This is a genomic window from Pseudomonas sp. GD03944 (genome assembly GCF_029839275.1).
Taxonomy (GTDB): domain Bacteria; phylum Pseudomonadota; class Gammaproteobacteria; order Pseudomonadales; family Pseudomonadaceae; genus Aquipseudomonas.
The window spans coordinates 187,218-207,122 of record NZ_JAOCAH010000001.1 but is presented as its reverse complement, the minus strand read 5'-3'; the positions used below and the strand labels follow the sequence as shown (position 1 = coordinate 207,122).

The 19,905-nt window shown below is 64.1% G+C and carries 21 protein-coding genes; 18 read left to right on the top strand and 3 right to left on the bottom strand.

Features of this window, described 5'->3' with window-relative positions; all coding sequences use genetic code 11:
- The first annotated feature begins 63 nt into the window (after positions 1-63).
- From fabF to N5C28_RS00965, 7 genes are all read left to right on the top strand, one after another.
- Positions 64-1,308: a beta-ketoacyl-ACP synthase II gene (fabF, locus tag N5C28_RS00995; protein ID WP_279819086.1), complete on the top strand. Its 1,245-nt coding sequence runs from the start codon at positions 64-66 to the stop codon at positions 1,306-1,308.
- Positions 1,308-2,123: an aminodeoxychorismate lyase gene (gene pabC / locus N5C28_RS00990; RefSeq protein ID WP_279819083.1), complete on the top strand. Its 816-nt coding sequence runs from the start codon at positions 1,308-1,310 to the stop codon at positions 2,121-2,123. The genes fabF and pabC overlap by 1 nt, the downstream gene beginning before the upstream one ends.
- 3 nt (positions 2,124-2,126) lie before the next feature.
- Positions 2,127-3,194 (top strand): endolytic transglycosylase MltG, encoded by a 1,068-nt coding sequence (gene mltG / locus N5C28_RS00985; protein WP_279819080.1) that lies wholly within the window; start codon positions 2,127-2,129, stop codon positions 3,192-3,194.
- Entirely contained in the window at positions 3,191-3,823 is a 633-nt protein-coding gene (gene tmk / locus N5C28_RS00980; RefSeq protein ID WP_279819078.1) for a dTMP kinase, read from the top strand. Before mltG ends, tmk begins: the two co-directional genes overlap by 4 nt.
- Complete coding sequence (locus N5C28_RS00975; protein ID WP_279819075.1) at positions 3,816-4,802, top strand: DNA polymerase III subunit delta'; 987 nt, start codon at positions 3,816-3,818, stop codon at positions 4,800-4,802. Before tmk ends, N5C28_RS00975 begins: the two co-directional genes overlap by 8 nt.
- A 36-nt stretch (positions 4,803-4,838) precedes the next feature.
- Positions 4,839-5,195 carry a PilZ domain-containing protein gene (locus tag N5C28_RS00970; RefSeq protein ID WP_279819072.1) on the top strand — a complete coding sequence of 119 codons (357 nt, stop codon included), beginning with the start codon at positions 4,839-4,841 and terminating at the stop codon, positions 5,193-5,195.
- Between the two features lie 104 nt (positions 5,196-5,299).
- On the top strand, positions 5,300-6,088 hold the full coding sequence (locus N5C28_RS00965; protein ID WP_279819069.1) for a TatD family hydrolase: 789 nt from the start codon (positions 5,300-5,302) through the stop codon (positions 6,086-6,088).
- 233 nt (positions 6,089-6,321) lie between these two features.
- On the opposite strand, the gene N5C28_RS00960 is transcribed toward N5C28_RS00965, so the two are convergent.
- Positions 6,322-7,455, bottom strand: a complete 1,134-nt coding sequence (locus N5C28_RS00960; RefSeq protein ID WP_279819067.1) for an aminotransferase class V-fold PLP-dependent enzyme — start codon at positions 7,453-7,455, stop codon at positions 6,322-6,324.
- Positions 7,456-7,530: 75 nt separating this feature from the next.
- On the opposite strand from N5C28_RS00960, the gene N5C28_RS00955 reads away from it, so the two are divergent.
- From N5C28_RS00955 to N5C28_RS00935, 5 genes are all read left to right on the top strand, one after another.
- Positions 7,531-8,169 carry a TetR/AcrR family transcriptional regulator gene (locus N5C28_RS00955; protein ID WP_279819064.1) on the top strand — a complete coding sequence of 213 codons (639 nt, stop codon included), beginning with the start codon at positions 7,531-7,533 and terminating at the stop codon, positions 8,167-8,169.
- 90 nt (positions 8,170-8,259) lie between these two features.
- The gene (locus N5C28_RS00950; protein WP_279819061.1) at positions 8,260-9,228 is read left to right on the top strand and encodes a radical SAM protein; all 969 of its coding nucleotides are present in this window, start codon (positions 8,260-8,262) and stop codon (positions 9,226-9,228) included.
- A gap of 7 nt (positions 9,229-9,235) precedes the next feature.
- Positions 9,236-10,126 carry a radical SAM protein gene (locus N5C28_RS00945; RefSeq protein WP_279819058.1) on the top strand — a complete coding sequence of 297 codons (891 nt, stop codon included), beginning with the start codon at positions 9,236-9,238 and terminating at the stop codon, positions 10,124-10,126.
- A 65-nt stretch (positions 10,127-10,191) separates the two neighbouring features.
- Positions 10,192-10,797: a DUF4823 domain-containing protein gene (locus N5C28_RS00940; protein WP_279819055.1), complete on the top strand. Its 606-nt coding sequence runs from the start codon at positions 10,192-10,194 to the stop codon at positions 10,795-10,797.
- 10 nt (positions 10,798-10,807) lie between these two features.
- Positions 10,808-11,374 (top strand): DUF1285 domain-containing protein, encoded by a 567-nt coding sequence (locus N5C28_RS00935; RefSeq protein WP_279819053.1) that lies wholly within the window; start codon positions 10,808-10,810, stop codon positions 11,372-11,374.
- A 70-nt stretch (positions 11,375-11,444) separates the two neighbouring features.
- Here N5C28_RS00935 and N5C28_RS00930 read toward each other — a convergent pair whose 3' ends face one another.
- Positions 11,445-13,100 (bottom strand): electron transfer flavoprotein-ubiquinone oxidoreductase, encoded by a 1,656-nt coding sequence (locus N5C28_RS00930; protein ID WP_279819051.1) that lies wholly within the window; start codon positions 13,098-13,100, stop codon positions 11,445-11,447.
- A gap of 317 nt (positions 13,101-13,417) precedes the next feature.
- Here N5C28_RS00930 and N5C28_RS00925 point away from each other — a divergent pair, with 317 nt between their 5' ends.
- Together N5C28_RS00925 and N5C28_RS00920 are read left to right on the top strand one after the other, a co-directional pair.
- Positions 13,418-14,167: an electron transfer flavoprotein subunit beta/FixA family protein gene (locus tag N5C28_RS00925; RefSeq protein ID WP_279819048.1), complete on the top strand. Its 750-nt coding sequence runs from the start codon at positions 13,418-13,420 to the stop codon at positions 14,165-14,167.
- Entirely contained in the window at positions 14,168-15,097 is a 930-nt protein-coding gene (locus N5C28_RS00920; protein WP_279819045.1) for an FAD-binding protein, read from the top strand.
- Between the two features lie 49 nt (positions 15,098-15,146).
- Here N5C28_RS00920 and N5C28_RS00915 read toward each other — a convergent pair whose 3' ends face one another.
- On the bottom strand, positions 15,147-16,103 hold the full coding sequence (locus tag N5C28_RS00915; protein WP_279819043.1) for an alpha/beta hydrolase: 957 nt from the start codon (positions 16,101-16,103) through the stop codon (positions 15,147-15,149).
- 111 nt (positions 16,104-16,214) lie between these two features.
- On the opposite strand from N5C28_RS00915, the gene N5C28_RS00910 reads away from it, so the two are divergent.
- The 4 genes from N5C28_RS00910 (at position 16,215) to N5C28_RS00895 (ending at position 19,863) form a co-directional block, all read left to right on the top strand.
- Positions 16,215-17,042 carry a transporter substrate-binding domain-containing protein gene (locus N5C28_RS00910; RefSeq protein WP_279819041.1) on the top strand — a complete coding sequence of 276 codons (828 nt, stop codon included), beginning with the start codon at positions 16,215-16,217 and terminating at the stop codon, positions 17,040-17,042.
- A gap of 9 nt (positions 17,043-17,051) precedes the next feature.
- Complete coding sequence (locus N5C28_RS00905; RefSeq protein WP_279819038.1) at positions 17,052-17,405, top strand: DUF4398 domain-containing protein; 354 nt, start codon at positions 17,052-17,054, stop codon at positions 17,403-17,405.
- On the top strand, positions 17,402-18,208 hold the full coding sequence (locus N5C28_RS00900; RefSeq protein ID WP_279819036.1) for an OmpA family protein: 807 nt from the start codon (positions 17,402-17,404) through the stop codon (positions 18,206-18,208). The genes N5C28_RS00905 and N5C28_RS00900 overlap by 4 nt, the downstream gene beginning before the upstream one ends.
- Before the next feature lie 221 nt (positions 18,209-18,429).
- Entirely contained in the window at positions 18,430-19,863 is a 1,434-nt protein-coding gene (locus N5C28_RS00895; protein WP_279819033.1) for a PLP-dependent aminotransferase family protein, read from the top strand.
- Positions 19,864-19,905: the final 42 nt, after the last annotated feature.

The following is a 19,905-nucleotide window of genomic DNA, read 5'->3' as shown; positions in this document are numbered from 1 at the left end:
CTGTAAGGGGGTGCGGCTTTTCTTTAAGCGCAAGCGTTGTAAATCGAGCAAGAGGAGATTGCTGTGTCGCGTAGACGCGTCGTGGTTACCGGTATGGGCATGCTGTCGCCACTGGGTAACGATGTGCCGAGCAGCTGGCAGGGCATTTTGGCCGGGCGCAGCGGTATCGGTCTGATTGAACACACGGACCTTTCCGCCTTCACCACGCGCTTCGGCGGGTCGGTCAAGGGCTTCAACGTCGAGGAATACCTGTCCGCCAAAGAGGCGCGCAAACTCGACCTGTTCATTCAGTACGGATTGGCGGCGAGCTTCCAGGCCGTGCGTGATTCCGGGCTGGAAGTGACGGATGCCAACCGCGAGCGCATTGGCGTGGCCATCGGCTCCGGCATCGGCGGCCTGACCAACATCGAAAACAACTGCAAGTCATTGCACGAGCAGGGGCCGCGGCGCATTTCGCCGTTCTTCGTGCCCGGCTCGATCATCAACATGATTTCCGGCTTCCTGTCGATCCACCTCGGTCTGCAGGGGCCCAACTACGCCATTACCACCGCCTGTACCACCGGTACGCATTGCATCGGCATGGCGGCGCGCAACATCGCTTACGGCGATGCGGACGTGATGGTGGCAGGTGGTGCCGAGATGGCCGCTTGCGGCCTGGGGATCGGCGGTTTCGCCGCGGCCCGTGCACTGTCCACGCGCAACGACGATCCTACCCGGGCCAGCCGCCCGTGGGACAAGGACCGCGATGGCTTCGTGCTCTCCGACGGCGCTGGCACCCTGGTGCTGGAAGAGCTGGAGCATGCCAAGGCCCGTGGCGCCAACATCTATGCCGAACTGATCGGTTTCGGCATGAGTGGCGACGCGTTCCACATGACCTCGCCACCGGATAACGGTGCCGGTGCTGCCCGTTGCATGGCCAATGCGCTGCGCGATGCCGGCATCTCGGCGGATCAGGTGCAGTACATCAACGCCCACGGCACCTCGACGCCGGCGGGCGATACCGCTGAAGTGGCGGCCGTCAAATCGGTGTTCGGCGAGCACGCCTACAAGCTGGCGGTCAGCTCCACCAAGTCGATGACCGGCCATCTGCTGGGTGCGGCGGGTGCGGTGGAGGCGATCTTCAGTGTCCTGGCGCTGCGCGACCAGGTGGCACCGCCGACCATCAACCTGGATACGCCGGACGAGGGCTGTGACCTCGATTTCGTGGCGCACCAGGCCAAGGCCATGCCCATCGACACCGTGCTGTCCAACTCCTTCGGTTTTGGTGGCACCAACGGCTCCCTGGTGTTCCGCCGGTTCGCCGGTTGATGCAGAGCTGGGTCGACGGCCGTCCGGCCGAGCTGCTGTCCGTCACGGACCGCGGCCTGGCCTACGGCGATGGCCTGTTCGAGACCATCGCCGTCAGCCGTGGCAAACCGACGCTGCTGGATCGTCACATGGCCCGCCTGCTGGCGGGCTGCGTACGTCTGGGCCTGCCCCTCGATGCCGATCTGGTGCGTGACGAACTGCTGCGATTCTCCACCGTACTGGGGGAGGGCGTGGCCAAGCTGATCGTCACCCGTGGCGATGGCCAGCGTGGCTATGCACCGCCACAGCCCACCGTGGCGCGGCGGATTCTGCAGGGCAGCGGCAAACCCGCGTACCCCGCCAGCCATGCCGAACGCGGCATCCGGCTTTTCCCCTGTGTCACCCGTTTGTCGGAGCAACCGCTGCTGGCGGGGCTCAAGCACCTCAATCGCCTGGAACAAGTGCTGGCGCGTGCCGAATGGAGCGACAGCGAGCATGCCGAAGGGCTGATGTGCAGCCTGTCCGGCCTGGTGGTCGAGGGGGTTTTCAGCAACCTGTTCCTGGTCAGGGACGGGCGTCTGTCGACCCCGGACCTCTCGGGCTATGGCGTGGCCGGTGTCATGCGCGCCGAGTTGCTGGCACAGGCTGCGGCGCTGGGTATCGACACCGAGGTCCGTGGCATCACCCTCGACGAACTCCTGGCGGCCGATGAAGTCTTTCTCTGCAACAGTGTCTATGGCGTCTGGCCTGTCCGCGCGTTGCAGGCACACGACTGGCCGGTCGGCCCGCTCACCCGTAAACTGCAGGCTATTGCCCGCGATCTACTGGACTGCTGATTCGTGATACGCAAACTCTTACTCCTGCTGGAGGGCTGTGTGCTGCTGGCAGGATTGCTGGTGGCATTCGTCGTCTGGCAACAGCACCAAGCCCTGGAGCAACCCCTCACCCTGAGCGAAGAGCGCATGCTCGACGTGCCGGCCGGCGCGACGCCGGGCGGGGTGCTCAATCGCCTCGAAAGCGAAGGCGTGCTGGATAACGCCTTCTGGTTGCGTGCCTACTGGCGCTTCAACCTGCAGGGGCAGCCGCTGCACAGCGGTGAGTACCGCCTGACGCCGGGCCTGACCGTCCGGGACATGCTGGGCCTCTGGCAGCGTGGTGAAGTGGTGCAGTACAGCCTGACCCTGGTCGAAGGCTGGAGCTTCCGCCAGGTGCGAGCCGCCCTGGCGCGCGAACCCCGGCTGAACCTGACCCTGACCGATCTGACGGACGCCCAGTTGATGGAGCGCCTGGGGCAGCCAGGCGTGAACCCGGAGGGGCGTTTCTTCCCGGATACCTACCGTTTCGTGCGCGGCATGAGCGACCTCGACCTGCTCAAGCAGGCTTACACCCGCCTGGAGCTGGTGCTGGAGGAGGAGTGGGCCCAGCGCTCCGAAGGCCTGCCCTACAAGACCCCCTACGACGCGCTTATCATGGCCTCGATGATCGAAAAGGAAACCGGCGTCCCCCATGAGCGGGGTGAAATCGCCGGCGTGTTCGTGCGACGCCTGGCTCTCGGCATGCGCCTGCAGACCGATCCCACGGTGATCTACGGGCTGGGCGAGCGCTACAACGGGCGGCTGACCCGTGCGCACCTGCGCGAAGCGACGCCCTACAACACTTACGTCATTGATGGCATGCCGCCGACGCCGATTGCCCTGGTCGGGCGTGAAGCGATCAACGCCGCGCTGCACCCGGTGGATGGCAAGAGCCTGTACTTCGTGGCCCGGGGCGACGGCAGCCATGTATTCTCCAATTCCCTCGAGGCCCATAACCGGGCCGTGCGCGAGTACCAGCTCAATCGTCGGGCTGATTACCGTTCCAGCCCGGCTCCCGTGCGCTCGGACAATTCGACTAAGGACAGCCCGTGAGTGGTTTGTTTGTAACCCTGGAAGGCCCGGAAGGCGCGGGCAAAAGCACCAACCGAGAGTACCTGGCCGAGCGGCTGCGCGCGCAGGGCATCGAAGTGCTGCTGACCCGCGAGCCGGGTGGCACGCCGCTGGCCGAGCGCGTGCGTGAACTGCTGCTGGCGCCCAGCGATGAACCGATGGCCGCCGATACCGAACTGCTGCTGGTCTTCGCGGCCCGGGCCCAGCACCTGGCCCAGGTGATCCAGCCGGCCCTGGCACGGGGTTGCGTGGTCCTGTGCGACCGCTTTACCGATGCCACCTACGCCTACCAGGGCGGTGGCCGCGGCCTGTCCGAGGCACGGATCGCTGTGCTGGAGGATTTCGTCCAAGGTGCACTGCGACCTGACCTGACCCTGGTTTTCGACCTGCCGGTGGAAATCGGCCTGGCCCGTGCCGCCGCCCGTGGTCGTCTCGATCGCTTCGAGCAGGAAGGGCGCGAGTTTTTCGAGGCAGTGCGCCAGACTTACCTGCGCCGCGCCGCGGCTGAACCGCAGCGCTACAGCATTCTCGATGCCGCGCAGCCGCTGAGCGCTGTGCAGCAGGCGCTGGACGCCTTGCTGCCGCGTATCGTGGGGATGTGCCGTGGCTGACGTGTACCCCTGGCAGGCGGCGCTCTGGCAGCAACTGGCCGGCCGCGCCCAGCATGCCCATGCCTACCTGTTGCACGGCCCAGCGGGCATCGGCAAGCGCGCCCTGGCCGAGCGCCTGATGACCCGTCTGTTATGCCAGCAACCCCAGGGCCTGGAGGCCTGTGGCACATGCAAGTCCTGCCACCTGCTGGCCGCCGGCACACACCCTGACAACTTCATCCTCGAGCCGGAGGAAGCGGACAAGCCGATCAAGGTCGACCAGGTCCGTGAGCTGGTCAATTTCGTGGTGCAGACTGCCCAGCTGGGCGGGCGCAAGGTGGTATTGGTCGAGCCGGCCGAAGCCATGAACCTGAACGCCGCCAACGCCCTGCTCAAGAGCCTGGAGGAGCCGTCCGGCAACACCGTGCTGCTGTTGATCAGTCACCAGCCCAGCCGCCTGTTGCCCACGGTCAAGAGTCGCTGCGTGCAGCAGGCCTGCCCCGTGCCAGGGGAGGCCGTGAGCCTGGACTGGCTGGCGAAGGCCTTGCCGGATTGCAGCGATGACGAACGGTCCGAGCTGTTGTGCCTGGCCGCCGGCTCGCCGCTGGCGGCGGTGCGCTTGAACGAGCAGGGCGTGCGTGACCAGCGTGCCCTGGTGGTCGAGGGCGTGAAAAAGCTGCTCAAGCAGCAGGCGTCGCCGAGCCAGCTAGCAGAAGGCTGGAATATGGTGTCGCTGCCGCTGCTGTTCGACTGGTTCTGCGACTGGTCGCAACTGATCCTGCGCTACCAGCTGACCCGTGACGAAGACGGCCTGGGTCAGGCCGACATGCGCAAAGTGGTGCAGTACCTGGCGGATAAAACCCCGCAGGCCAAAGTGCTGCACATTCAGGACTGGTTGCTGGCACAGCGGCAGAAAGTCATCGGTAAAGCCAACCTCAACCGTGTCTTGCTTCTCGAAGCCCTGCTGGTGCAGTGGGCAAGCTTGCCCGGACCGGGCTAGAATCGGCCATCAAGTTATTAAAGCCAGGAATGCCGCATGAGCTTGCCACCTAATCTGGGTCCGCGTAATGGAATCTTGTCTCTGACTATCAAGGACAAGTCCGTGCTCTACGCCGCCTACATGCCGTTCATCAAGAACGGCGGCTTGTTCATTCCGACCAACAAGAGCTACAAGCTGGGCGATGAAGTGTTCATGCTGCTCAACCTGATGGACGAGCCGGAGAAGATCCCGGTGGCCGGCAAGGTGGTGTGGATCACCCCGAAGGGCGCCCAGGGCAACCGTGCGGCGGGTGTCGGTGTGCAGTTCAACGACGGTGACAGCACCGCGCGCAACAAGATCGAAACCTACCTGGCCGGTGCGCTGAAGTCCGATCGTCCGACCCACACCATGTGATTCCCTGCCGCGACGCCTTGGTCGTCGCGGCGAAAACCCTCTCGCGTCCTTATCCCGCTGTTTCGATTACAATTCGGGCCTTGTCTCTGCCTGAGTTGCCCGCCGTGCTGATCGATTCCCACTGCCACCTCGACCGTCTCGACCTGTCCGCCCATGGCGGTTCCCTCGACGCGGCCCTGGACGCCGCGCGTGCGCGCGGTGTCGGCCATTTCCTGTGCATCGGCGTCAGCGCCGACAACGCGGCTGCCGTCAAAGGCCTGGCCGAGCGCTATGCGGATGTCGATTGCTCGGTCGGCGTGCACCCGCTGGACCTGGAGCCAGGCGCCGAGCCTGCCCTGGACTGGCTGCTGGGCGAACTGAATCACCCCCGGGTGGTGGCAATCGGTGAAACTGGCCTGGATTACCATTACGAGCCGGAGGCGGCGGAGCTGCAGCAGGCGGCGTTTCGTCTGCACCTCGACGCGGCGCGGATCACCGGCAAGCCCGTGATCGTGCACACCCGCGAAGCCCGGGCCGATACCCTTGTGCTGCTGCGCGAGGCGGCCTTGCCCCAGGCCGGCGTGCTGCATTGTTTCACCGAGGATTGGGAGATGGCCAAGGCCGCCCTGGATATCGGCTTCTACATTTCCCTGTCCGGCATCGTCACCTTCCGCAACGCCGATGCCCTGCGCGAAGTGGCTCGACAGGTGCCGGCGGACCGTCTGCTGGTCGAAACCGATTCCCCCTACCTGGCGCCCATTCCGCATCGCGGCAAGCCGAACCTGCCGCAGTACGTGCGCGAGGTCGCCGAGTACCTGGCGACCTTGCGCGGTGTGAGCTTCGAAACGCTGGCCGAGCAGACGGGCGACAACTTCAAGCGGCTGTTCCCCCTGGCGCGTGTCGGTCAGGCGTAACGCCGCGGCACGATCCTGAGGGCAAAAAAAACCCGGGTTCTGGGGGATGAATCCGGGTTAAGACCATTAGGAGTAAATCAAGGTACGCGGTCCACGGTACCTTGGCTGGTGGGGCACTTGGGGGGAGATGCCGCACACCAGTACCCTTGAGTATTGGTGAAGTTTGCTGCGCGTCCAGGCTGAATTGAGCGTTTTTTAAACAGTTTTGGAATACCCGCGTGGCTGCTGAGTCCTCATCCTGCTGCCAGCTGCCTCAGCAGCCCCAGTGTGTCCTCGATGACCCGGCTTTCGGTGTAGAAATGCGGCGACAGGCGGATGCCGCCACCGCGGGGCACGCAAATGACCTGCTCGGCTTTCAGGCGCTCGAACAGGGCGGCATTGTCCCAGCCGTCCAGGCTGAAGGTGACGATGCCCGCGCGGCGCTCTGGCTCCAGGGTGCTCAGCAACTGTGTACCGGGAATCGCCTGCAGGCCGTCGATCAGCCATTGCACGCGGCTCTCCAGCGCCTTGCCGACCTCGTCCATGCCCACCTCCTGCAGCAGCGACAGGCTCGCCTCGAGGGCCATGGCGCCGAGCATGTTCGGGCTGCCGCACTCGAAACGCCGCGCCGTGCGGGCGGGCTGCCAGTCGGTGCGCTGGTAGTCGCCGGCGTGTTCGAGCATGTGCCAGCCATACTCATGCAGCTTCAGCTGTTCGCGCAGGTCGCTGCGGCAATAGAACACCCCAAGGCCTTCCGGGCCCAGCAGCCACTTGTGACCGTCAGCCATGGCGAATGCGCAGTCGCAGGCCTGGGCGTCGAAGGGCAGGGCGCCCAGTTGCTGGATGGCGTCCACGCAGAACAGCACGCCGTTCTGCCGGCAGCCCTGGCCGAGGCGCGGCAGGTCCAGGCGCAGGCCGCTGGCGAACTGCACCGAGCTGATCGACAGCAGGCGCGTGCGCGGCGTGCAGGCGGCGAGCAGGGCACCTTCCGGGTCGCCGTTCTTCAGGCTGACCTGAATCACCTCGACGCCCATGGGCTTCAACGCTTCCCAGACGATGCGGTTGGACGGGAACTCCTCGTCACTGATGACGATCTGGTCGCCGGGCTGCCAGTCCAGGCCGAAGGCCACGAACGACAGCGCTTCGGAGGTGTTCTTGACCAGCGCGATGTCGGCGGTGGACGGTGCGTTCAGCAGGCGTGCCAGGCGTTCACGCAGGCGTTGCTCGACTGCCAGCCACTCGGAATAGTCCCGGGCGCCGGTCAGGGCATTCTCGGCCGCGAACGCTGTGACCGCCTGAACGGCGCGCTTTGGCCAGGGTGCGACGGCGGCGTGGTTCAGGTAGCGCAGGTCGGGATGTTGCGGAAATTCGTCTTGAATGGCATACATGGTCGGATGATCCGTGCAATTTAGCGGCATTTAGGCATAATACGCGGCTTCGATTTTCGACCCTTTAGTCTCTTTATGCAGAAAGAACCTCGTAAAGTTCGTGAGTTTCGTCGCCGCGAACAGGAAATCCTCGACACCGCCCTGAAACTGTTCCTGGAACAGGGCGAAGACAGTGTCACGGTCGAGATGATCGCCGATGCCGTGGGTATCGGCAAAGGCACCATCTACAAACACTTCAAATCCAAGGCAGAGATCTACCTGCGCCTGATGCTCGACTACGAGCGCGATTTGAACGAGCTGCTGCATTCGGCCGATGTCGACCGCGACAAGGAAGCCCTGTCCCGCGCCTACTTCGAGTTCCGCATGCGTGACCCCCAGCGCTACCGGCTGTTCGACCGCCTGGAAGAAAAGGTAGTCAAGGGCAACCAGGTGCCGGAGATGGTCGAGCAGCTGCACAAGATCCGCGCGTCCAACTTCGAGCGCCTGACCCAACTGATCAAGGGGCGCATCGCCGAGGGCAAGCTGGAGGACGTGCCGCCGTACTTCCACTACTGCGCCGCCTGGGCGCTGGTGCACGGTGCCGTGGCGCTCTATCACTCGCCGTTCTGGAGCAATGTGCTTGAGGATCAGGAAGGGTTCTTCCAGTTCCTGATGGACATCGGCGTGCGCATGGGCAACAAGCGCAAGCGCGACAGCGAAACCCCCGCCAACTGATCGCCATCAATCGGTGCCGGGTGCATGCTGTGCATGTGCTCGGACCGGTTGCAGCGATATACTCCGAGCTACCACTCGCCGGAGCTTTCCATGATCGTCGACCGCCAGGGCAGACGCTTCCGTAACCTGCGCATCAGCCTCACCGCTGCCTGCAACTATGCCTGCACCTACTGTGTGCCGGACGGCAAGCGGCTGGTCGCGGCCCAGGACGAGCTGTCCGCCGAAGCCATGGTGCGGGGCGTGGCCTACCTGATCGAGGCCGCCGGCATCGAGCGCCTGCGCATTACCGGCGGTGAGCCGCTGGTCAGCCCCAAGCTCGAACCCTTCCTGCGTGAAGTCGGGCGCCTGGGGCTGGCGGACATCAGCCTGACCACCAACGCCCAGTTGCTGTCGCGCAAGCTGCCGATCCTGGTGGACGCCGGTATTCGCCGTCTCAATGTGTCCCTCGACACCCTGGACCCGGACGCCTTCCGGCGTATCGCCCGGGGCGGCGACCTGGAGACGGTGCTGGCGGGGATGGCCGACGCCCGGGCCGCCGGTATGAAAATCAAGGTCAACATGGTGCCGCTGCGTGGGCAGAACCTCGACCAGGTGCTGCCGTTGCTCGACTACTGCCTGGAGCAGGGTGATGAGCTGCGTTTCATCGAGCTGATGCGCATGGGACACCTGGCGCGCGCGGGTAATGACTTCGTCCAGCAGTTCGTCGGCATGCCGGAGTTGCTCAGCATGATCGGTGAGCGGCACGCATACACCCAGGCGGCGGCGCCGCTGGATGCCACCGCACTGCGCTACGAGATCCCCGGGCGAGGCTTCTTCGGCGTGATCGCCAATGAGAGCGTACCGTTCTGCCGCACCTGCTCGCGGCTGCGCCTGTCGTCCACCGGCTGGCTGCATGGCTGCCTGTCGTCGAGCAACCGTCACTACGTCGGCGACCTGCTCGACAAGCCGCGTCACCAGGCCTTGCCGGCCCTGCAGCGGCTGCTGGTCCGGGCCCTGGGCGACAAGCAGGACATCGCCTTCGCCGGGGGCGCGACGGTGATGAAGATCATTGGCGGCTGATGCGCCGATGAGTAGTTTCCCCATCCAGTACATCGAGCCGGTGTTTCGCCCGCCCAGCGAAGCGCACTCGCTGATCCTGCCCGTGACCAACGGTTGTTCGTGGAATCGCTGCACTTTCTGCGAGATGTACACTCAGCCGCAGAAGAAATTCCGTGCCCGGGATGAAGCCGAGGTGTTGGAAGAAATCCGCCGGGCCGGCGAGCAATTGATCGTGCAGCGGGTCTTCCTGGCGGACGGCGACGCCCTGGTGCTGCCGACGCGGCGTCTGCTGGCCATTCTCGAGGCGATCCGGCGTTACCTGCCGGAGGTCGAGCGGGTCTCCAGCTACTGCCTGCCGCGCAACCTGCGCAAGAAGTCCGTCGGGGAGCTGAAGGCGTTGGCCGACGCCGGCTTGAAGATGGCCTATGTCGGCTGCGAGTCGGGCGATGACGAGGTCCTGGCACGGGTCAGCAAGGGCGAGACTTACGACTCCAGCCTCAGCGCCCTGGACAAGCTGGGGCAGGCGGGCATCAGCCGTTCGGTAATGATCCTCAACGGCCTAGGCGGCACCGCCTTGAGTGCCCAGCATGCCGATAACTCGGCGCGCCTGATGAATGCGGCGCAACCTGAATTCCTCTCGACCCTGGTGGTCAGTTTTCCTCAAGGGGAAGCGCGTTTTCGCCAGGATTTCGCCGGCTTTCAGGCGCTCGATCAGCAGGGGCTGTTCGCCGAGGTCGAGCGTCTGCTGGCTGGCCTGGAGCTGAGCGACACGGTCTTTCGCAGTGACCATGCTTCCAACTACCTGGTGCTCAAGGGCACGCTCGGGGCGGACAAGGCCCGGCTGCTGGCGCAGGTGCGCGAGGCCATCGAGCGTCCGCAGCAGGCCGGGCTGCGCCAGGAATGGCAGCGTGGCCTCTGACTGGCGTGGAATCTGCATCACCGCTCCATTCGCCGGTTTTCCGTCGCCGGCAGCGGAGGAATGACATGCGTAGTTTGATTGCCGTGCTGGCGTTGCTGACCCTCGGAGGCTGCATGAACGTCAGTGATATGGTCTCGGGCACCGAGTACCACCTGCGTGACGCCGGGTTCCTGGACCACGGCCATACCGAGCGCATGGCATCGCGCCGGCTGCAGCAGGATTCCTTCATCTACATCGCCCAGGGCCATTTCGTGCCGCCGGGCGGCGGCGGCTACCCGCGGCCCAACGTGGTGGCGGAGGAGGCCTTCAACGGCTTCGTCGAGTACTTCCCCATGGTGCGCCGGGCGCGGATGCCGGTTGGCCTGGAGGAGGCGATGAGCGAGGCCCGTGGTGCGGGCGCTCATTACCTGCTGTACACCCGTTTCGCCTACTCCGATGACCGTATCGGCACCCAGGAAGAGTGGGAAGAAGAGGAAGAGCTGAGCCGCCTGGGCACCGACCGCAGCGTGCTGCAGCTGATGCTGATCGAAACCAATACGCGCTACCTCGTCGACACCGCACGGATCCGCAGCCGCGGCGGTTTCCTGACGTTCTACGATGCCCAACCGGAAGACCTGCTGGGCCCGCCCCTGCAGGAATACGCCCGCAGCCTGCTGGGGCTGCAACCGTAAGGAGTACCCGATGACCGACACAGGCAAGGCCAACGACCTGCTGGCGCAGATTCCCAAGAGCGAAAAGGGCCTGCCGCCCGTGCACCTGTGGCATCCGGAATTCTGCGGGCATATCGACATGCGCATCGCCCGTGACGGCACTTGGTACTACATGGGCACGCCGATCGGTCGCAAACCCATGGTGCGCCTGTTCTCCACCATTCTGCGCCGTGATGACGACGGCTACGTGCTGGTCACCCCGGTGGAGATGGTCGGCATCACGGTCGATGACGCGCCATTCGTTGCGGTCAGCGTGCAGGTGGAAGGAGAGGGCGAGGCCCAGCGCCTGCGCTTCATCACCAACGTCGAGGATGAGGTGGTGGCCGGCCCCGAACACCTGCTGCGCGTCGAACTGGACGAGCAGACCCAGGAGCCGTCGCCCTATGTGCATGTGCGCAGCAACCTGGAGGCGCTGATCCACCGCAACGTGTTCTACCAACTGGTCGAGCTGGCGGTGCCCCGGGAGATCGACGGCCAGACCTGGCTGGGCGTGTGGAGCGAGGGGCAGTTCTTCCCCATCGGCCCGCAACCCGATTGAGTACGCCGACAGGAGTTCACTGAGAAACGCATAAAAGAAAAAGGCTCCCGAGGGAGCCTTTTTCTGTTGCTTACATGTTGGGGTAGTTAGGCCCGCCGGCGCCCTCAGGCGCCACCCAGGTGATGTTCTGGGCCGGGTCCTTGATGTCGCAGGTCTTGCAGTGCACGCAGTTCTGCGCGTTGATCTGGAACTTCTTCTCGCCGTCTTCCTGTCTCACGACTTCGTACACGCCGGCCGGGCAGTAGCGCTGCGCCGGTTCGTCGTACAGCGGCAGGTTCTTGGCCAGCGGAATGCTCGGGTCGGTGAGCTTCAGGTGGCAAGGCTGCTCTTCCTCGTGGTTGGTGTTGGAGAGGAACACCGAGGAGAGTTTGTCGAAGCTCAGCTTGCCGTCCGGTTTCGGGTAGTCGATGCGCTTCGATTCCGCTGCCGGTTTCAGGCAGGCATGGTCCGGCTTGTTGTCGTGCAGGGTGAAGGGGATCTTGCCGCCGAAGATGTTCTGGTCGATGAAGTTGAACGCACCGCCAAGCAGGGCGCCGTACTTGTGGATCGCCGCGCCGAAGTTACGGCTGCGGAACAGCTCGTCGTACAGCCAGCTTGCCTTGAAGCCGTCGACATAGCCATTGAGCAGGTCGCCGCCCTGGCCATCGGCCAGGAGCACGTCTGCCACGGCGTCGGCCGCGAGCATGCCGGACTTCATGGCGGTGTGGCTGCCCTTGATCTTGGCGAAGTTCAGGGTGCCGAGGTCGCAGCCGATCAGCGCGCCGCCCGGGAAGACCATCTTCGGCAGGGAATTCAGGCCGCCTTTGCAGATCGCGCGGGCACCGTAGGACACACGCTTGCCGCCTTCCAGGTATTGAGCGATCACCGGGTGGTGCTTGTAGCGCTGGAACTCGTCGAACGGCGACAGGAACGGGTTGGAGTAGGACAGGTCGACGATCAGGCCGACGACCACCTGATTGTTTTCCAGGTGATAGAGGAACGAGCCGCCCAGGTTCTCGTCGTCCAGCGGCCAGCCGGCGGTGTGCACCACCAGGCCCTGCTCGTGCTTGGACGGGTCGATGTCCCAGATTTCCTTGATGCCGATGCCGTAGTGCTGGGCATCGGCTTCGGAGGCCAGGTCGTACTTGGCGATCAGTTGCTTGCCGATGTGGCCGCGGCAGCCTTCGGCGAACAGGGTGTACTTGCCACGCAGTTCCATGCCGGGGGTGTAGTAGCCGTCTTTCGGGTGGCCTTCACGGTCCACGCCCAGGTCGCCGGTGACGATGCCGCGCACCACGCCGTTTTCGTCGATGAGCGCTTCCTGGGCGGCGAAGCCCGGGTAGATTTCCACGCCCAGGCCTTCGGCCTGCTGGGCCAGCCAGCGGCACAGGTTGCCCAGGGAGATGATGTAGTTGCCTTCGTTGTGCATGGTTTTGGGCACAAACAGGCCGGGAACCTTGACGGCGGAGTCCGCGTTTTTCAACATATAGATGTCGTCGCGCGTGACCGGGGTGTTCAGCGGGGCGCCGAGCTCTTTCCAGTCCGGGAACAATTCGTTCAGGGCGCGGGGTTCGAACACCGCACCAGACAGGATATGAGCGCCGACTTCAGAGCCTTTTTCGACCACGCAGACGCTGATTTCTTTACCCGCTTCGGCGGCTTTCTGCTTCAGTCGGCAAGCGGCGGACAAACCGGCAGGGCCGGCGCCGACGATGACGACGTCGAATTCCATAAATTCGCGTTCCACAGGGTTATCTCCTACTCAAGGCTCTATCTAGTTATATGGCGATCAGGCGCGTTCCATCTGCGATGCCGGCGCATTATATCTACACCCTCTCGCCGGTCCAATACAAACGTTTGTTTGAATTTTCTGTAGGCCTGCTAGAATCCTACTACATCGCGGATGACTGGCCGGTTCGCTGTATTGACCGGGCTAGGTCGTGCGGTCAAGATACGGGCGGTTTTGCGTTCGCCGTCTGAGCATGAGTCGGTCCCGGCCGATGAGCATCACCCGCATGTTCGCCTTGGCGACATTCCTATTCACCGGAGAGTAACGAGGAATCCATGAAGGTTCTTGTAGCTGTCAAACGAGTGGTCGACTACAACGTCAAGGTTCGCGTCAAAGCGGACAACAGCGGCGTTGATCTTGCGAACGTCAAGATGTCGATGAACCCTTTCTGCGAAATCGCCGTGGAAGAAGCCGTACGCCTGAAAGAGAAGGGTGTGGCGAGCGAAATCGTCGTCGTTACCATTGGCCCGACCACTGCCCAAGAGCAGCTGCGCACGGCACTGGCACTGGGTGCCGACCGCGCCATCCTGGTCGAATCCGCTGACGAGCTGAACTCTCTGGCCGTGGCCAAGCTGCTCAAGGCCGTTTCCGACAAGGAGCAGCCGCAGCTGATCATCATGGGCAAACAGGCCATCGACAGCGATAACAACCAGACCGGCCAGATGCTGGGCGCGCTGACCGGTTTCGCCCAGGGCACCTTCGCCTCCAAGGTCGAAGTGGCCGGCGACAAGGTCAACGTCACCCGCGAGATCGACGGCGGCCTGCAGACCGTCGCGCTGAACCTGCCGGCGATCGTCACCACCGACCTGCGCCTGAACGAGCCGCGCTACGCGTCGCTGCCGAACATCATGAAGGCCAAGAAAAAGCCGCTGGACGTCGTGACCCCGGACGCCCTGGGCGTCGCCACCACGTCCACCGTGAAGACCCTGAAAGTCGAAGCGCCTGCTGCCCGCAGCGCCGGCATCAAGGTCAAGTCCGTGGCTGAACTGGTCGAGAAACTGAAGAACGAGGCGAAGGTAATCTAAATGACTATCCTGGTTATCGCTGAACACACCAATGCCGCCCTGGCACCTGCCACGCTGAACACCGTTGCAGCTGCTCAAAAGATCGGTGGCGACATCCACGTTCTGGTTGCCGGTGCCGCCTGTGGCGCTGCTGCCGAAGCCGCGGCCAAGGTCGCTGGCGTCTCCAAGGTGCTGGTTGCCGACAACGCTGCCTTCGCTCACCAGCTGCCGGAAAACGTCGCGCCGCTGGTTGCCGAACTGGGCAAGGGTTACAGCCACATCCTGGCTGCCGCTACCAGCAACGGCAAGAACATCCTGCCGCGCGTCGCCGCGCAGCTGGACGTTGACCAGATCTCCGAGATCGTCGCCGTTGAAAGCGCTGACACCTTCAAGCGCCCGATCTACGCCGGTAACGCCATTGCCACCGTGCAGTCCAGCGCGTCGGTCAAGGTCATCACCGTGCGTACCACCGGTTTCGACGCGGTAGCTGCCGAAGGCGGCAGTGCCGCTGTCGAAGCGGTATCGTCGGGTGCCGACGCCGGCAAGTCGTCCTTCGTGGGCGAAGAGCTGGCCAAGTCGGACCGTCCTGAGCTGACCGCTGCCAAGATCGTCGTTTCCGGCGGCCGCGGCATGCAGAACGGTGACAACTTCAAGCACCTGTACGCCCTGGCCGACAAGCTGGGCGCTGCCGTAGGTGCTTCGCGCGCCGCGGTCGACGCCGGTTTCGTACCGAACGACATGCAGGTCGGCCAGACCGGCAAGATCGTTGCGCCGCAGCTGTACATCGCCGTCGGTATCTCGGGTGCCATCCAGCACCTGGCCGGCATGAAGGACTCCAAGGTGATCGTCGCGATCAACAAGGACGAAGAGGCGCCGATCTTCCAGGTTGCCGATTACGGCCTGGTCGCGGACCTGTTCGAAGCCGTACCGGAGCTGGAAAAACTGGTGTAAACCGGTTTCTCCCGACACGAAAAACCCGCTCATCGAGCGGGTTTTTTTTTCAGGCCTCGGGTGGCGTCCCGGTCTGTTCGGGTGCCAGCGCATCGAGAAAAGCCTGATAGTGCATGGCGGTTTCCTCGGGACGTTCGATCATCGGGGCGTGGCCGCAGTGCGCCATGACCACCACGCTCGGGTGCTTGAGCAGGGGCTCCATGACCTCGATGCTGGACACGTCCAGTACGCGGTCCTGCTCGCCCCACAGCAACAGGGTGGGCGCCTTGATGCGGGGCAGCTCCGGTTCCAACGGGATGTAGCGTGTGACCAGTTGCTCGAACACCGCCTGGTAGTGATCGGCATTGGCGATGGAGCGTTCTGCCAGGTAGTCCGTGACGCCCTGGGGCAGGGCGGGCGGCTCGACGAACACGAGCTTCAGCAAGGCCTGGAAGTCTTCCGTCGAGCGCGCCACCAGCGGGTTGGCTTCGCCCTGTTCCAGGCGCTGAAAGAATTCGCTCTTGCGCGGCGCCTGGACACCGCTGGGCGCGAACAGCCCGGCGGACAGGACCTGCTCGGGGTAGCGCGCGGCGTACAGGGCGCTGATGTGCCCGCCCATGCAGTTGCCGACCAGGTGCAGGCGCTGGATGCCCAGTGCCTGGGTAAAGGTGGCGATGCGCTCGGCCTGGGTGCCGACGTCGTAGCTGGCGTGCGGTTTGTCGCTGTCGCCGAAGCCGGGCAGGTCGAGGGCGATGACCCGATAACGGGATGTGAAGTGGCGGGCGAAACGCAGCCAGTTGTCCTTGTCGGCACCGAATCCGTGTACCAGCAGCAAGGTCTCGGCACTGGCCGGGCCGCCTTCGTAGTAATGGATGCTAAGATCGCCGACAGTGAGTCGTTTGCTGTCGAGTCCTGCGAGCTGCTGCTCGACCAGGCGCATACTGCCTACCAGGGCCGCCGGACTCAGGTAAAACACACCGGCGATGCCGACGAGCAGCAGTATCAGGCCGAGTATCAGTTTTTTCATGGCGTGTCCTTATCGCTAATTATTATTTAGCGATTCTTACGCTAGCATGAACAGAGCCGCTCCCGCCTTGCATCCGCGGGGGTATCACAGGTTGAGCCGGGAAGTTCGCTAATGCGTGTACGTGGTCTACTGAAACTTCTGCTGCTAGGGATCGGCGCGACGGTTCTGTCGGGCACGGTGACGGCGGCCGGAAAATGCGAACGCCTGGTGGCCACCGGCAACCCTGAATACCCCCCCTATCTCTGGCGCGACCCGCAGAATCCCCAGCAATTGATCGGTGCCAACGCCGACCTGCTGAAGCACCTTGGCGACGAACTGGGCGTGGTGATCGACGTGATCTACACCGGTCCCTGGTCCCGCGCCCAGGACGAAGTGCGCACCGGTCGCGTCGACCTGCTCGCCGGCGCCTTCCTGACCCTGCAGCGGCTGGACAGCATGGACTACGTCCATCCGGCGTTCTACTGGACCCCCAACGTGGTCTGGGTGAAGAAGGGCGAAGCCTTTCCCTACGCGGGCTGGGAAGACCTCCAGGGCCATACCGGGGATACCCTGGTGGGTAACAGCTTCGGCCAGCAATTCGATGCCTACGCCAAGACCAGCCTGACCCTGGAAGGGGTCTCCAGCCTGACCCAGGCCTTTCAGAAGCTGCTGCTGGGGCGCACCGACTACGTGCTCTACGAGCGCTACCCGGGGTTGGCCCTCGCCGAGACGCTGGGCATGGAAGATGATCTGGAAATTCTGGAACCTCCGATTTCCAGTGAAGGTCTGTACCTGACCCTGTCGCACAACTCCGCCTGTAACGAACCCTGGCTGCGCGGACAATTGGCGAAAAAAATGACAGAATTGGCGGCTGATGGCCTGCCGGAGACCCTGTTGCAACGCAATCTCCAGCGTTGGAAAGAACAGCAGCTGCAGCCGGTCGGCGACCCGAATCCGTAGGAAACCGTTTTGACTATCCGATTTTCATGTGCCGCTCTGGCTCTCCTGGCGTTGGCTGGTTGTGCCAACGATCCCGCCCCGACCGAACAGCTGCGCCTGACCGAACAGGCGGTGGCGCAAGCCCGTGCCGTGGGCGCGACCGAGCAGGTCGAGGAGCTGCGGCAGGCCGAGGACAAATTGCAGCAGGCCCAGGCGGCCATGACCCGCGAAGCGTTCAAGGATGCCCGTCTGCTGGCCGAGCAGGCCGAACTGGACGCGCGCCTGGCCGAAGCCCGGGTGCTCACCCAGAAAAGCCAGGATCAGTTGCGTGAGCTGAACGAGCGCATCAACCGCCTGCGTCGGCAACTGGGGGAAGTGAAATGAGCATTCGCCCGGTATTCATCGGCTGCGCTCTGCTGGCACTGGGCGGGTGCGCCGGCCAGCAGCAGAACAGCAGCGAGGCCCTGGAAAGCGCCCGCAATCAGTTCCAGACCGTGAAGGAAGACCCCAGCGTGCTGCGCAGCGCACCCAAGGACGTGATTCGCGCCGGGGAATCCCTGGCCCGCGCCGATCGCCTGTCGAGCTACTGGGGCAGTGCCAGTGATGTGGGCCACTACGCCTACCTGAGCCAGCGCTACAGCGAAATCGCCGCCGAGAAGAGCAGCCTGCAGGTCAACCAGGAGCGGGCGGCCAAGCTGGAGCTCGAACGCCAGCGCCTGCAACTGGCCCTGCGCGAGGCCAAGCTGCTCAGCGTGCAGGAGCAGAGCAACTGGCTGGAAGAGCAGATGGTCAGCCTTGCCACCACCGAAACCGAGCGTGGCCTGGTAATGACCCTGGGCGATGTGCTGTTCGACACCGGTCACGCCGACCTCAAGGCTTCGGCCAACCGCACGGTGCTCAAGCTGGTGCAGTTCCTCCAGCTCAACCCGCGCCGGATCGTGCGCATCGAGGGGTACAGCGACAGCAGCGGCGACAAGCAGGAAAACCAGGCGCTGTCCCGGGCGCGGGCGCAAACCGTGGCCGACGTGCTGGTGGACCTGGGCATCGATGCCAAGCGCATCGAGGTGCAGGGGTATGGCGAACGCTTCCCGGTGGCGGAGAACGCCTCGGAGAAGGGCCGTGCGCAGAACCGTCGCGTCGAAATCGTCTTCTCTGACGAGCAGGGACGCCTGGGCGCCAGCCGCTGACAGCTCTCTGGGTTCCCCAAAAGCCGCTCTCGTGAGCGGCTTTTTCGTTTCCGGGCAACAGAAATCCGACGTCGGTAAGAGACAGTTACGCCTGAAAATCGACTAGACCGATACAGTCATTGGCGCATCGGCACTGTATCGTCCACAATCCCTTTATCTGTACCGGTGCAATTGTGTGTCATCCGGTTACTGTTACGGTCCAGTAAAGTGAGATCACGGCCATGACCAATCTGTTGCTCTATCAGCGCATCGCCCAGCAACTGGCAGAAGACATCCGCCGCGGCGTCTACCAGCCAGGGGAGCGGGTGCCCTCGGTGCGCAAGATGAGTTCGCAGTTGAACGTCAGCCATGCCACGGTGCTGCAGGCCTACGCCAACCTCGAAGACCTGGGGCTGATCCGTGCCCGGCCGCAGTCTGGCTTTTATGTGCACCAGACCCCGGCGTTGACCGCCGAAACTCCGGACATCGCCCGGGTCGAGCGGCCTGGCCTGGTCACCCGCAGCAGCATCATCAACCAGGTGCTCACCGAATCGCGGCGCGAAGGGGTGTTCCCCCTGGGCGCGGCGGTTCCCCACGTCGACTATCTGCCGGTGCGCGCGCTGCACCAGCAACTGGCCAAGGTCACTCGCTTTCACAGCCCGCGAGCGTTCAGCTACATGTTCAGCCCCGGTTTCGAGCCGCTGCGGCGCCAGGTGGCGATCCGCATGCGCGACGCGGGTGTGCTGGTCGACCCGTCGGAGGTGGTGATCACCCATGGCTGTGTCGATGCCCTGCAGATGTCATTGCGGGTGCTGACCAAGCCGGGCGACCTGATCGCCACCGAATCGCCGACCTACTACGGCTTGCTGCAACTGGCGGATTTGCTGGGGCTCAAGGTCATCGAGATCCCCAGTGACCCGAGCACGGGGATCAGCCTGGAGGCCTTGCAACTGGCGGCCAGCCAATGGCCGATCAAGGCCCTGGTGCTGACCGCGCGCCTGAGCAACCCGTTGGGCGGCACCATTCCCGAGGAGCGGCAGAAGCAACTGCTGCGCCTGGCCGACGACTTCGACATCCAGATCATCGAGGACGATATCTACGGCGAGCTGATGTTCGACCAGAGCCCGACCAAGGCCCTCAAGTCCCATGACCGCGAGGGGCGGGTGGTGTACTGCTCGAGCTTCTCCAAGACCCTGTCGCCCGGGGTTCGTATCGGCTGGATCGTCGCCGGCAAGTATCAGGACGAAATCCAGCGCCTGCAGACCTTCAGCACCCATTCGGCGTGCAGCGTTACGCAGATGGCGGTGGCGGCCTACCTGGAGAACGGCGGCTACGACCGGCACCTGCGCTACATCCGCCAGGAGTACCGCAAGAACCTCAGCGCCTTTCAGCTGGCGGTGCAGCAGTACTTCCCGGAAGGCACGCAGATGACCCGGCCCAACGGCGGCTTCATCCTGTGGGTCAGCCTGCCGGCGCGGGTCAACACCAAGGACCTGCACGTGCGGGCGCTGCAGCAGGGCATCAGCATCGCGCCGGGGTTGATCTTCAGTAACACCGAGCAGTTCAACCATTGCGTGCGGCTCAACTGCGGCATTCCGTGGAACCGTGAAGCCGAGCGGGCGCTGATGACCCTGGGCATGCTGGCCAGCCAGCTGTGCCAGGAAGCGGCGTTCTAAAACCGCGCGGGGCTTAACCCGAATCGGGCGAGGGTTGCGTCT